This is a genomic window from Metabacillus sp. Hm71, assembly GCF_051842955.2.
Taxonomy (GTDB): domain Bacteria; phylum Bacillota; class Bacilli; order Bacillales; family Bacillaceae; genus Metabacillus.
On sequence record NZ_CM200278.1, the window covers coordinates 996,640 to 1,010,223 of the forward strand.

Consider the following 13,584-nt stretch of genomic DNA (forward strand, 5'->3'; position numbering starts at 1 on the left):
TATCGGCAAAATTAAAGAAACAAGAAGTGACCGAATATTCACGGTCGTCAATTATACGATCTTAAGTATTTTACTCGTTGTTTTTCTTTATCCGCTTATTTTTATTATTAGTTCTTCCTTTAGCTCAACAGAAGCGGTTTTATCTGGAAAGGTATGGCTCTGGCCGGTGGATTTTAGTCTCGAAGGATATAAGGCCGTTTTTAATTACAAATCAGTTTGGACAGGATATGGAAATTCACTTTTTTATACCGTTGTAGGGACATTGATTAATATAGTGATGACAATACTCGCAGCATACCCGCTATCAAGAAAAGAATTTTACGGTAGAAATTTCTTTATGTTTCTTTTCTTCTTTACGACACTTTTTAACGGCGGACTAATTCCTACCTATCTATTAATAAAAGAACTCGGCATGCTAGATACCCGGTGGGCCATGATTATTCCTGGTGCGTTATCTGTATTTAATGTCATCGTAACAAGAACGTACTTAAAGACAACAATTCCGGATGAAATACATGAAGCGGCCAAACTGGATGGCTGTAGTGACTTCAAGTTTTTAACAAGAATTGTTATTCCACTTTCTGGCCCTATTATCGCTGTAATGGCTTTGTTCTATGCGGTTGGGCATTGGAATGGATTCTTTAACGCCTTGATTTATTTAAGAGACCCAAGTTTGTTCCCGCTGCAACTGATTTTAAACAATATACTAGTACAAAATCAGGTCGATCCGACGCTGTTACAAGATACAGAAGTTTTGCAAAAACAGGCGGGGTTACGTGAGCTATTGAAATACTCATTGATAATCGTCGCATCGGTGCCGGTTTTGATCATTTATCCGTTTGTACAGAAACACTTTGTCAAAGGGGTAATGATCGGTGGATTAAAAGAGTAATGCGGGGTATCTAGGGGGGAGGAGGTGAATGCGAGTAGCTTGTATCTAGAAGTAACTCAAACGGGATATATAAAACAGATGTAGACCTGCTCGAGAAAAAAGTAAAAACCAGCTTTCATACATTCATTAAAGGGAGAGATATTATGAAGCGACTATCTATGCAGTTTTTCTTTTTAATCCTAGCTTTATTAATCGTGTTATCAGCTTGTTCCAATGAAAAGACTAGCAGTGAAAATACAACGGAAGAAATAAAACCAATCGTCACGGAAGCGGGATCATTCCCGATTACGGAGAAAAAGACAACAATTAAAATTCTCGTCAAAGGAAACAGTCTGGTACAAGATTTCAAGACGAATAAATTTACAAAAGAATTGGAACAGAAGACAAATGTCCACATTGACTGGGAAGTTCTCCCAGAGCAAGGTGCCGAACAAAAACTGAATCTAATCCTTTCCAGTGGCGATCTTCCAGATGTCATTATGGATGCACCGATTACACCAGCTCAGTTGATGATTTATGGGAAAAATGGTACATTTCTAGCCCTAAATGATTTAATTGACAAGTATGGAGTTGAAACAAAGAAAATCTTTCAACAATTACCTATAGTGAAAGATTCCATTACAGCACCGGACGGTAATATCTATGCTTTGCCGCAAGTAAATGCTTGTTATCACTGCTCCATGCCGCAAAAACTGTGGGTTTATAAGCCATGGTTGGACAAGCTCCAACTTAAAGTACCAACAACTACAGATGAATTTTACAACATGTTAAAGGCGTTTAAAGAAAAAGATCCGAATGGGAATGGAAAAGCGGACGAAATCCCATTAGCAGGAACACCGCAATCATATGAGGCTCAAGTTGATGGATACTTAATTAGTCCGTTTATTTACTCAGGTAATTCGAATCATATGATTTTAGATAATGGGAAAATAGATGTTGTTTACAACAAGCCACAGTGGAAAGAAGCATTAATGTGGCTGCATAAACTAAATAAAGAAGGATTACTAGCTTCCGAATCCTTTATACAAGACGGAAACCAATTTTTGAAAATGGGTGAACATCCAGGAGATCCGATTTTGGGTGCGGGAATTTGTGCAACCCAAGGCTGCTTCTCAAATTCTAGATCAGGAGATTATGTAGCTATTCCGCCATTAAAAGGTCCAGAAGGCAATCAAGTGACACAATATTTACCAAATCCTGTAACGCGTCCTGCGGAATTTGTCATTACGAAAAATGCGAAACATCCAGACGTTGCATTTCGATTAGCAGATGCGTTGTATAACGAAGCAATGACGATGCGTGCAGTTTTAGGAATTGAGGGGAAACAGTGGAGAAAAGCTAAAGAAGGTGAACTTGGATTTAACGGTAAACAGGCAAAATATTATTTAATTCCGGGTAAACCAGGAGCTAGCGGTGTTCAAAATAGTTCTTGGGATCAAACGGGGCCATCTTTACGTACGAAGGAATTTCGGGATGCACAGGCTGTAGGTGAAGATAAATTTGGATTAGCTTTAAATACTGCGACAAAAGAGTTATACGAACCATACAAAGCTTCCGAAGATCAAATTGTTCCTACTTTATTCTTTACTGATCAACAGTCGAATGAACTTTCACAACTTGAGAAAACCATCAATGACTATGTCAAAGAAATGACAGCCCGTTTTGTTACAGGCGATGAAGATATTGAAAAAGGTTGGGGTACCTATATTCAAACATTAGACGGCATGAACTTGAAAAGATATCTTGAAATCTATCAAGAAGCATATGACGCTAAGTATAAAGAGTAACCTATGTGTTTGTCAGTTAGATAAAGTGAAACTTCTCTCAGTGGTGTTCGCTTGATCCCCACTGAGTGTTCGTTCACTTCATAAGGTGGAATTCTTTCCTTGAAACTGATGCTGGACAATTGAGAGAAATCCAACAGTGAAGTTTAATAAATGAGGTGAAAACGATGGAAAATAGAGAAGAACGCACAAAATGGTTTTTAGATGACCGCTTTGGTATGTTTATACATTGGGGATTGTACGCCATTCCGGCACGCGGGGAATGGGTAAGAAGCTTTGAAAAACTGAGTATAGAAGACTATCAGCCTTTCTTTGACGAATTTAATCCGATTCATTACGACCCGCGTGTCTGGGCGAAGGCGGCAAAGGGAGCAGGGCAAAAATATGCTGTGCTAACAACAAAACACCATGATGGTTTTTGCTTGTTCGAGAGCAAACTAACCGAATATAAAGCAACAAACACCCCAGCAAAGCGGGATTTAATTAAAGAATACGTTGAGGCTTTTCGAGCAGAAGGGATTAAGGTCGGTTTCTACTATTCAATCATTGATTGGTACCATGACCATTATCCAAAATACGGAGATCGTCAGCATCCAATGAGAGATAATGAACGTTACAAAGATGAGGAGATCGATTTTGATCAATACCTCGAATATATGCATGGACAAGTGAGAGAACTTCTTACAAACTATGGGAAAATTGATGTGATGTGGTTTGATTTTTCTTATGACGATATGACAGGGGAAAAATGGAGAGCAACAGAACTTGTAGAAATGATTCGTTCCCTGCAGCCGGATATTTTGATCGACAACCGTCTTGGAGGAAACATTAAAGCGAGCAATCCTGAGGTGTACGCAGGGGACTTTTATTCTCCTGAACAAATCGTTCCCCCCCAAGGCATATTAAATGAGAATGGGGTACAAGTTCCTTGGGAAGCGTGTATCACGCTCAATGATCATTGGGGTTACCATGCCCATGACAAAAACTATAAATCTCCTAAACAAGTGATTCGTACATTAGTAGAATGTGTAAGCAAGAATGGAAACTTTCTATTAAATGTTGGACCTGATGCTAAAGGAGAAATCCCTAGTGAATCGCTTGAAATTTTAGAAGCCGTAGGGAAGTGGATGAAGAAAAACGGGGAAAGCATTTACGGATGCGGAGCATCTTCCTTGCCAAAGCCGGAGTGGGGCCGCTACACCAAAAAAGGAAACTTGCTTTATGCCCATGTATATGACCGCGGGATTGGCCCAATTTACTTCCAAGGGTTAAAAGGAAAGATTAAAAAAGCACGTTTATTAGCTGATGGTTCGGAGATAAAAGTACAAACGCCATGGATGGCAGAGCAATATTCGGATATTTCCAGCGGAGCATTTATACATTTAACTGGAGCCCAACTTCCAGATGAATGGGATACTGTTATTGAGTTAGAATTGTTTGAGGAATAATAGGGAGTGAGAAGATGAAAACAACCAATTTAGCCAAACCAACTGAGCGGCAAATGAGATGGCAAGACCTTGAAATGGGCATGTTCTGCCACTTTGGGATGAACACCTTTCACGACCAGGAATGGGGCAAGGGTACTGAATTACCAGAAACATTCAACCCATCCTCTTTAAATGCAAGACAGTGGGTGAAGCTGGCAAAGGAAGCTGGATTTAAATACTTTATTTTAACGGCTAAACATCATGACGGTTTTTGTCTATGGCCAACCGCAACAACTGATTATTCCTTAAAATCAAGCCCATGGAAAGACGGCAAGGGGGACGTCCTTCGAGAGGTCGAGGAAGCTTGCCAAGAACAAGGAATGTTGTTTGGTTTGTACCTATCTCCATGGGACCGCCACGAGCCATGCTATTCGGATAAAGTAGCGTATGATGACTTTTATTGTCAACAATTAACTGAACTTTTAACCAATTATGGTCCGTTAGTGGAAGTGTGGTTTGACGGGGCTGGCTCGGAAGGCCGGGAATATGATTGGAAACGGATTATAGGCTTGGTGAAAAAACACCAGCCGAATGCAATGATTTTTAACATGGGTGAACCGACGATTCGCTGGGTCGGCAATGAAGACGGTGTTGCCCCTTATCCGTGCTGGAATACGGCTGAAACAGCAAAAGTCAGCATGTACACAAGTGACATGTTGACATGGATGCCTGAAACACCGGCCTGGGTACCAGCGGAATGCGATGTACCGATCCGAAAAAGACACTGGTTTTGGCATCCAAACGATGAACAAAGCCTCCTTTCATTAGATGAATTAATGGATATTTATTATCGTTCGGTCGGCCATGGAACGAATTTATTGTTGAATGTAGCACCTGATAATCGGGGGCTTATTCCAGATGTTGATGTCCAAAGAGTGCAAGAATTTGGAAAGGAAATAAAAAAACGGTTTGCAAATTCTATTGCTGCAACGTCAGGTGAAGGAAATGAAATTGTGTTGTCTCTCCCTGTTGAATCAGTGATAGACCATGTCATCTTAATGGAAGAGATTGCCTATGGAGAACGGGTAAGGAAATATGTTCTCGAAGCTAAGCAAGGAGACGACTGGGTAACGTTAGTAAAGGGCAGTGCGATAGGTCATAAGAAAATTGATCAATTTGAACCGGTTGCTACAGATCAACTAAGGTTAAAGGTACAAGAGGCTGCTGCTACTCCATTGATTCGTAGTTTTGCTTGTTTTTATACAAAAACAATTAAATGATTCTTGTACAAAGATGAAATAAAGAGTATATATTCCTAGCAGGATCGTACCTTATGCTGTATGCTCAAACAATTGATGGATGAATCTTTTCTGATTTTGGACAGACTGATCCCGAAAATCAATCTGCTCTTTTTTTAGAAAGGTAAGAAAGTATAAAATTTTAACCTAGTTTTTGTGTCTAGCTCCAGCGCCTAGCCCCTCGAGGTCATAAGCCACTCATGAATTGAATGCAAAGAACGCCTTCTATTCATGAGCGTCTTATGCTTGTCGGGGCTGATCAAGGCGCTTGCGCTTTTCTTAATCATATGCATCGCTTCTACTCACAAAAGCATGGATGTAGATGTTTCAAAAGACTTGAACCCTAACAAAGGAAGAACTCTTCTCTTAAAGAATCGATGATCCTGTTCCACGATGTTATTTAGAAATTTCACTTGCCTTATTTGGATGCCTTCTGGCATTTTTTTGTGCGACGGGCAGTCGCAAGGAGTGTTGACTGAGTCAACACTCTTCTTTTCGAAGTTTAAGAAAGTATAAAATTTTGTATGTCTAGCTCCAGGCCCTATCGTCCCTAGGGTCTAGTCAAATCGAAATTGAAGGTAAAGAACACCTTCTATTCTTATTCGCCTTATGCTTGTCGCCTTGCGCTTTTCTTATTGTTTTCAACTGGATAGATTGTGTGAGCTGTAGTATAGATTTTAATTCTTTTTATTAGATCATAGTTTCTTTACTGCTTAACACGACTTTTTCATTAGCCGGTGAGATAATGTTCTCTGAAAACTTCCCAGTTACTATACTAAGGGAGACAAAACCGTTTAACTGGCAGGACATTCGCGTGAATTCGACTCGGTTTAAAGCTCTCTCGATAGGGCTTTTAAAATCGAAGTATCATTTGAGGCAACCAATTACTTGATTCAACCCAATAGACCTTATCCAGCTAGGTAACAATTTGTGGTTGATAGCTACTGTTTTTTTTAAAACACTTCGATTGCTACAGGATAAGCTGGATTTTTATCTACAGGAATAACAAGAGAAGTGGATAAGTGTGAAAAAGCCAAGGCTTTTTTTAAAAATCCATTCCCTTCGTTAGCAGCTCAATGCGTTTACTATACTTCTGAATTAACTTCTTATTATGTTCATCAGCCCCTGCGATATTTCCGCTTAAAAAGATTGGCGGCTCCGTACCTGCATCAGCGATTTTTTTAATTGCCTCTGCTAATATCCCGTTTAGCATTGCGGCTCCAATAACTGTTGAGGTAGGGATGAACGGAACTTTAACTCTATCATGAGAAAGAATCGCATCTCCCTTTACGGAAAAATTATTAAGAGCAAGATCAACAACATCAGCGAGAAATTTTCCGCTTTTATGCCTTGATGTTTGGTCTAATCTATAATCAAACGAACAAATGCCAACAACAAATGCTCCTTTTTCTCTAGCGTATAGTGCTACATCAATCGGAACGGGATTGATACCAGAAGTTGAAAGGACAATGACTACATCATTTGGCTGGATATCCTGGCGATCGAGAAAATGAGCGGCATAGTCATTTAGTCGTTCCAGCTGTGAAGATTTAACCGCCCCTTCATGAAGCATGAGTGGTTCAATGAGAATTGGCTTAATAGGGGCTAGTCCGCCAGCGCGAAAAAAGACCTCTTCTGTCAGAATATGCGAGTGTCCGCAGCCGAATAATTGGATAATTCCTCCTTGCTGGATGCTTTCTGCTATTTTTGCAGCAACGATTTTCATTGATTCCGACTCTTTATCTAAAACGAGCTGGAGTTTATCTTGAATTTTTGTAAAGTATGTTGATAGCATGGCTACACCTCATATAAAAAAGAGTTTGTAAGTTAACTGTACCCTATCTGGCAAAGGAAAGAAAGAAAGAGTAGAATGATGGAAGTGCTTGCCCATTTTATGTTCTAATAAAAGGAGTCTAAAACTACACTAGAATATGAGCTTGTTTTTAGGGGGGATGTCTGTTGAGAAAATGGTTAACACGATCGATCGTGTTATATTTTCTATATGCTTTAATTGTTTATTGGTATTTATTTATATTTTCACAATCTGGTGTCCCTGCCCCGTATGAGGGAACATCAGCAGACCCTGCCACTTTTATGTCAGGAAGAGAACTGATTTTATCAGAGGAATATTCAACGATAAGAAATTTCCTTTATTTTGTTACAATGCCTTTTGAATGGTTTTTATTATTTGTATTTCTTATCACTGGCTTTTCTAAGAAAATGCAGGAATGGTCTAATGCGACTTCGCGATATTTTAGCCTGCAATCAGCTGTCTATTTTTTTTGGCTCTCACTTTTTGTAACAATCATTTCTTTCCCGGTTGAGTGGATTGGGTATCAGATTTCGAAAACATACAATATAACCACACAATTGTTTTCCTCATGGATGAAGGATCAGCTCATTGATTTTTGGGTGAATTATGCATTAATGACTGTGGTTGTTATTGTTCTGTACGGACTGATTAAACGATTTGAGAAAAAATGGTGGTTGTACGCATGGCTGCTTTCGATACCGTTTTCCCTGTTTCTAATGTTTGTACAGCCGGTCGTGATAGATCCTTTATACAATGATTTTTACCCGTTGAAGAACAAGGAGCTTGAAGAGGAAATTTTGCAATTAGCTGCTAAAGCGGATATTCCGGCTGAACATGTTTATGAAGTGAATATGTCGGAAAAAACAAATGCCCTTAATGCTTATGTAAATGGAATTGGCTCGAACTCCAGAATTGTTTTATGGGATACAACCTTAAATCGGTTGAGTGAAAACGAAATTTTATTTATCATGGCACATGAAATGGGACATTATGTGATGAACCATATTTATATTGGAATTGCAGGTTATTTGATTTTAAGCTTATTCGGATTATTTTTGATCCATTTGATGATGAAGGCGATCGTAAAGAAATGTGGGAATCTTCTCCACATAAAATCAATAAAAGAACTGACAGCGTTTCCGTTATTTTTAATTCTTTTAGGTGTTCTTACTTTTGCTTCAAGCCCAATAGTTAACACCGTTTCCAGATACCAGGAAAAATCTGCGGATATGTATGCCATTGAGATGACACAGAACCATAAAGCAGCTGTAAGCTCGTTTCAGGAATTAGCAAAGGCCGGTTTAAGCCAGGTGAATCCGCCGGCTTTAGTCAAGATTTTCCGCTATACCCACCCTACGATGCTTGAGAGGATTCTTTATTTAGAAGAGCACGGAGAAAAGCAATCAGGCAATTAAGAACAAGGATCTGGTGATCAAAAGCCAGGTCTTTTTTGTTTGTCAAAATATTGATGGTAACTGGCGATAACTAAGCAATTAGAGCTCGGCAAAAAATTTTTCGAAAATTCTTTAAAGAAAATTGTTCCATTTTTTGCTCATCTGTTATATATTAGTTTTAGTAATAACAAACTGTATTATAACAATAATGAGTGAGGTGTTCTTTCAATCATGGCAACACAAATGACTGGTTGTAAAATTATTGGAGAAATGACAAATGAATTTCACCAGGTGTTAACACAAGAAGCGTTGCAATTTATTGAAAAGCTTGAAAGGAATTTTGGCACCCGAAGAAAGGAATTATTACAGCGTAGAATCGAACGGCAGCGGGAAATTGATCAGGGGAAATTACCGTGTTTTTTGCCCGAAACAGAGCATATTCGCAATGGAGATTGGACAGTAGCACCGATTCCGGAAGACCTTCAAGATCGTCGGGTTGAAATTACCGGACCGGTTGATCGGAAAATGGTCATCAATGCGTTAAACTCTGGGGCAAAAGTGTTCATGGCTGATTTTGAGGATGCAACATCTCCAAGCTGGGAAAATGTTATGAGCGGGCAGGTTAATTTAAGAGATGCAGTTCGCAGATCGATTTCCTTTGAAAATGAAAACGGTAAAATCTATCAGCTAAACGAAGAGATCGCTACATTAAAGGTAAGGCCACGAGGCTGGCATCTTGAGGAAAAGCATATTGAGCTCGATGGAAAAAGAGTTTCTGCAAGCTTAGTTGATTTTGGATTATTCTTTTTTCATAATGCCAAGGAGCTGATAAACCGAGGCAGCGGACCTTACTTTTATTTACCTAAAATGGAAAGCCACCTTGAGGCAAGGCTTTGGAATGATGTGTTTTGCTTCGCTCAGGACGAATTAAGTATTCCACGAGGCACGATTAAAGCGACGGTTTTAATTGAAACGATTATGGCTGCTTTTGAAATGGATGAAATTCTTTATGAATTAAAAGAACATTCAGCAGGGTTAAACTGCGGACGCTGGGATTATATTTTCAGCTATTTAAAGAAACTTAAAAACTGTGAACCTGTTATCCTGCCAGATCGTGCACAGGTAACAATGACTGTCGGGTTTATGAGATCCTACTCGCTGCTTGCGATTCAAACATGTCACAAGCGTAACGCTCATGCAATGGGAGGAATGGCTGCACAAATACCGATTAAACATAATCAGGAGGCAAATGAACAGGCATTTGAAAAGGTTCGCGCTGATAAAGAACGTGAAGCAACTGATGGGCATGACGGGACTTGGGTGGCACATCCAGCACTTGTACAGGTGGCAATGGAAGTTTTTGATAAGCATATGAAAACACCAAACCAGATTCATCGCAAACGGGAAGATGTTATGGTAACAGCTAAGGATTTACTTGAGGTACCAGATGGTGCGATTACAGAAGCTGGAGTAAGGACAAATATCGATGTTGGCATCCGTTATCTTGCCTCATGGCTAAGCGGAAGGGGGGCTGCACCTATTCATCATTTAATGGAGGATGCCGCAACCGCAGAAATTTCACGGGCTCAACTGTGGCAATGGATTAGACATCCACGGGGAATCCTTGATGATGGCAGGAAGCTGACTTTTGAACTTTATGAGCAATTAAGAGATGAAGAGATTAGGAAGATTCAAGAAGAACTCGGTGAAGCAGGGTTTCAAAAGGGGAAATTTAACGAAGCAATTGCCGTGTTTGATGAGCTTGTGAAGCGTGATGAATTTATTGATTTTTTAACGATACCAAGTTATGAAAAACTTTAAAATTTATCGACGGATAAGGAGAAGTCAGTTAGAATATCCGACTATCCATATAAACAAACTAAAATAAATAATGGGGGAATGGGAAATGAACGGTCAAAGAATAAAAGCATTACAAGAAAGCTGGGAATTCGATAAGCGTTGGGAAGGGATTACCCGCCCATACAGTGCAGAAGAGGTAATTCGCTTAAGGGGCTCTATTGAGATTGAACATACTCTTGCTAGACGCGGAGCAGAAAAGCTTTGGAACTATCTGCAAACTGAGGATTATATCCATGCATTAGGAGCGTTAACTGGAAATCAAGCTGTACAGCAGGTGAAAGCGGGATTAAAGGCCATCTACTTAAGCGGGTGGCAGGTTGCAGCAGATGCAAACCTTTCCGGTAACATGTATCCAGATCAAAGCTTATACCCGGCAAACAGTGTGCCGCATGTTGTAAAGCGCATCAATCAAGCGCTTCAGCGTGCCGATCAAATTCAGCATCTTGAAGGAGAGGGAAATATCGATTGGTTTGCTCCGATTGTTGCCGATGCAGAAGCTGGTTTTGGCGGTCAGTTAAATGTATTCGAATTAATGAAATCAATGATTGAAGCAGGTGCAGCGGGTGTTCATTTTGAAGACCAATTATCCTCTGAGAAAAAATGCGGACACTTAGGCGGGAAGGTATTGCTGCCAACACAAACAGCTGTAAAAAATCTAATCTCTGCACGATTGGCAGCAGACGTTATGGGCACACCGACCATCATTATTGCCCGAACAGATGCGGATGCCGCAGATTTAATTACAAGTGACATTGATCCGATTGATCAAGAATTTATTACAGGTGAACGGACGGTTGAAGGTTTTTATCGAACTCGTGCCGGCATTGACCAAGCGATTAGCAGAGGACTTGCCTATGCACCATATGCTGATTTAATTTGGTGTGAAACCTCTGAACCTAATCTGGAACAAGCAAAAAGATTTGCTGAAGCGATACATGAAAAATTCCCTGGAAAATTATTAGCCTATAATTGCTCACCATCATTTAACTGGAAGAAAAAGCTTGATGATCAAACAATCGCAAACTTCCAAAAAGAAATTGCGAAAATGGGCTATAAATTCCAATTCGTAACACTTGCAGGCTTCCACGCCCTTAACCATAGCATGTTCGAGCTTGCCAGAGGATACCGTGATCATGGCATGGCAGCATACTCAGAGCTGCAGCAGCGTGAATTTGCCAGCGAAGTATATGGATATACAGCAACAAGACATCAGCGTGAAGTTGGAACTGGGTACTTTGATGAAGTGGCTCAAACGATCTCTGGCGGAACATCATCGACAACCGCGTTGAAGGGGTCAACGGAAGCGGAGCAGTTTACGGAGGCTTGAAATTGAGGTGGTAGGACAGTTCCAAATAATACCACTGATGAGTGTTGTTCTTCCAAATTATGGGCTCAACTGAAGCTGAACAGCTTACAGAGGCATGTATTGGAAAGCACTAATTTAATGGGGAATACCCCACTGCTTTTCGTGAGGGTGACTAGAACAAAGGGGATAAAAAATAATGGGGACAGTTCCTCAAAACATTAAAGGAACTGTCCCAAAAATATATCTCTACCATTTTCTACCAATATTTGCTCCGGTATTTATGTTCCTATCCTTTTCATTTATCGTAGGATCACGATCTTCGTAGTTATTGTAATCATTTTCGCGAATAACACTTCCTTCAACAGGGGTTGTATCTACCTCTGGAGGAATGGATTGTTCGTTTCCTTTATCAGAGTCTTCTTTTTGGTCAACAATGACTAAGATTTTGCCTTCTTTAACAGATGTATCGTAGTGCTTTGCATCTTCTTCTGGAATGCCTAATCCAATGAGTGCCCCAGATAATCCGCCGACTCCTGCTCCTACAGCCGCACCCGTTAACGTAGCAGCAATTGGTCCCGCTGCTAAAATCGGTCCAATACCAGGAATGACAAGGGCTCCTACGCCTGCCAACAAACCAGTTAACCCGCCAAGTGTACCTCCTGCTACTGCACCTGTTGCTGCTCCTTCGCCCGCAGTTGTACCTGTTTCATCTGTAATTGTGTCGACATCATCCTGATTTTTGCTTATTACAGAGATCTCTTCTGCTTTATAGCCTTGTCTTTTTAGATCCTCCACAGCTGAGATCGCTTCTTCTTCTGTATCATAAATTCTAGCAAAACGTTGATTATGCTTGTCCATGCTTATTCCTCCTTTTAGTTTTTTTGTGTTCTATAATGCATCTACCCAAAAACGGCCGCAAATTAAACCAGTTATTTTAATAGAAAAAGGGTTCACGATTAAATCATTGTATAGATGCTTAGTGAGAACAAAAGCGCAAGCGCCTTGGTCATCGCCGTACAAACTGGAGGAGCATCGACTGAGATAAAGGAAGCACGGTAAGCGAACAGAACCGAACCGATGTTGACTTATCGTAGGGAGATGATCTGAAGTTTGATAGGCGATAGGCGCTGGCAGTCAAAAACGCGACGTCCTGTCGCACTGACTGCACTTGCACATCCTGTACTTCGGAGCTGGATGTCGCAGTGCTTATCCACAGTTCAATGAATTTTATAATTCCTAAACAACAAAAAAATAAGACTGCCATATGGCAGCCCTTATCCTAACTTACGTAATACCTTGTATTCTTTTGATAGCTTCATGAATAATGGTTCGTTCTTCGTGTCAAGTGCATCATTTATACGTTCTTCTAGCAAAAATCTTTTCCTGTTAAACAACGCTTCGTCTAAAACCATTTGAATATACATGTCTAACACAGGATGCTCGGATGGAACGTTTTTCATTGAATTGCGGGACTTCATGATCTCAGTGTAGGAAGACTTTTTATTTTTCATGAAAGATACCCCCTGATGCCTTTTTTATATTGTATGGAATTAGGTAGTGAAAATCAACCAAATAGTTAAAATTTTTAAAAAATTTAATCAGAATATTTTAACCGTGTATGAAATACATTTAGTTGGATAAGCTATTCTAAAAGGGTGTGAAAACATGGATAAAGAAAAAGAACGTGAGCTTTCGCCAACTGCATTAAATCCTTTGGTAGGGATTGAGAGCTTGAACGATAAAAATGAAAATGAAGAATTGGATGAAAAGATACTGGAGAAATGACTTCTTTAAGAAAATGTTAAGGAAG

The 13,584-nt window shown here is 40.0% G+C and carries 10 protein-coding genes and 2 pseudogenes; 7 read left to right on the top strand and 5 right to left on the bottom strand.

All coding sequences use genetic code 11. The annotated features are described in order from the left end of the window. The first annotated feature begins 1 nt into the window (after nucleotide 1). From ACSVDH_RS04985 to ACSVDH_RS05000, 4 genes are all read left to right on the top strand, one after another. A complete protein-coding gene (locus ACSVDH_RS04985; protein ID WP_439249137.1) occupies nucleotides 2-892 on the top strand; it encodes a carbohydrate ABC transporter permease in 891 nt (296 codons plus the stop codon). Between the two features lie 143 nt (nucleotides 893-1,035). After that, complete coding sequence (locus ACSVDH_RS04990) at nucleotides 1,036-2,679, top strand: ABC transporter substrate-binding protein (RefSeq protein WP_439248673.1); 1,644 nt, start codon at nucleotides 1,036-1,038, stop codon at nucleotides 2,677-2,679. A 164-nt stretch (nucleotides 2,680-2,843) separates the two neighbouring features. Then, nucleotides 2,844-4,124 carry an alpha-L-fucosidase gene (locus tag ACSVDH_RS04995; RefSeq protein ID WP_439248674.1) on the top strand — a complete coding sequence of 427 codons (1,281 nt, stop codon included), beginning with the start codon at nucleotides 2,844-2,846 and terminating at the stop codon, nucleotides 4,122-4,124. Between the two features lie 14 nt (nucleotides 4,125-4,138). Continuing rightward, nucleotides 4,139-5,383, top strand: a complete 1,245-nt coding sequence (locus tag ACSVDH_RS05000) for an alpha-L-fucosidase (protein ID WP_439248675.1) — start codon at nucleotides 4,139-4,141, stop codon at nucleotides 5,381-5,383. 320 nt (nucleotides 5,384-5,703) lie between these two features. On the opposite strand, the pseudogene ACSVDH_RS05005 reads toward ACSVDH_RS05000, so the two are convergent. From ACSVDH_RS05005 to ACSVDH_RS05015, 3 genes and pseudogenes are all read right to left on the bottom strand, one after another. Then, nucleotides 5,704-5,847, bottom strand: a pseudogene (locus tag ACSVDH_RS05005) (IS6 family transposase); the annotation flags it as partial. Between the two features lie 516 nt (nucleotides 5,848-6,363). Beyond that, nucleotides 6,364-6,453, bottom strand: a pseudogene (locus ACSVDH_RS05010) (IS6 family transposase); the annotation flags it as partial. Beyond that, nucleotides 6,447-7,196: an SIS domain-containing protein gene (locus tag ACSVDH_RS05015; RefSeq protein WP_439248676.1), complete on the bottom strand. Its 750-nt coding sequence runs from the start codon at nucleotides 7,194-7,196 to the stop codon at nucleotides 6,447-6,449. The gene ACSVDH_RS05015 and the pseudogene ACSVDH_RS05010, both read right to left, overlap by 7 nt. A gap of 164 nt (nucleotides 7,197-7,360) precedes the next feature. On the opposite strand from ACSVDH_RS05015, the gene ACSVDH_RS05020 reads away from it, so the two are divergent. From ACSVDH_RS05020 to aceA, 3 genes are all read left to right on the top strand, one after another. Beyond that, on the top strand, nucleotides 7,361-8,629 hold the full coding sequence (locus ACSVDH_RS05020; protein ID WP_439248677.1) for a M48 family metallopeptidase: 1,269 nt from the start codon (nucleotides 7,361-7,363) through the stop codon (nucleotides 8,627-8,629). Between the two features lie 210 nt (nucleotides 8,630-8,839). Beyond that, entirely contained in the window at nucleotides 8,840-10,429 is a 1,590-nt protein-coding gene (gene aceB / locus ACSVDH_RS05025) for a malate synthase A (RefSeq protein WP_439248678.1), read from the top strand. Nucleotides 10,430-10,514: 85 nt separating this feature from the next. Further along, nucleotides 10,515-11,795 (top strand): isocitrate lyase, encoded by a 1,281-nt coding sequence (aceA, locus tag ACSVDH_RS05030; protein ID WP_439248679.1) that lies wholly within the window; start codon nucleotides 10,515-10,517, stop codon nucleotides 11,793-11,795. A 225-nt stretch (nucleotides 11,796-12,020) separates the two neighbouring features. On the opposite strand, the gene ACSVDH_RS05035 is transcribed toward aceA, so the two are convergent. Both ACSVDH_RS05035 and ACSVDH_RS05040 read right to left on the bottom strand, forming a co-directional pair. Beyond that, nucleotides 12,021-12,632, bottom strand: a complete 612-nt coding sequence (locus ACSVDH_RS05035) for a general stress protein (RefSeq protein WP_439248680.1) — start codon at nucleotides 12,630-12,632, stop codon at nucleotides 12,021-12,023. A gap of 416 nt (nucleotides 12,633-13,048) precedes the next feature. Beyond that, on the bottom strand, nucleotides 13,049-13,285 hold the full coding sequence (locus ACSVDH_RS05040) for an IDEAL domain-containing protein (RefSeq protein WP_299091885.1): 237 nt from the start codon (nucleotides 13,283-13,285) through the stop codon (nucleotides 13,049-13,051). Between the last annotated feature and the right edge of the window lie 299 nt (nucleotides 13,286-13,584).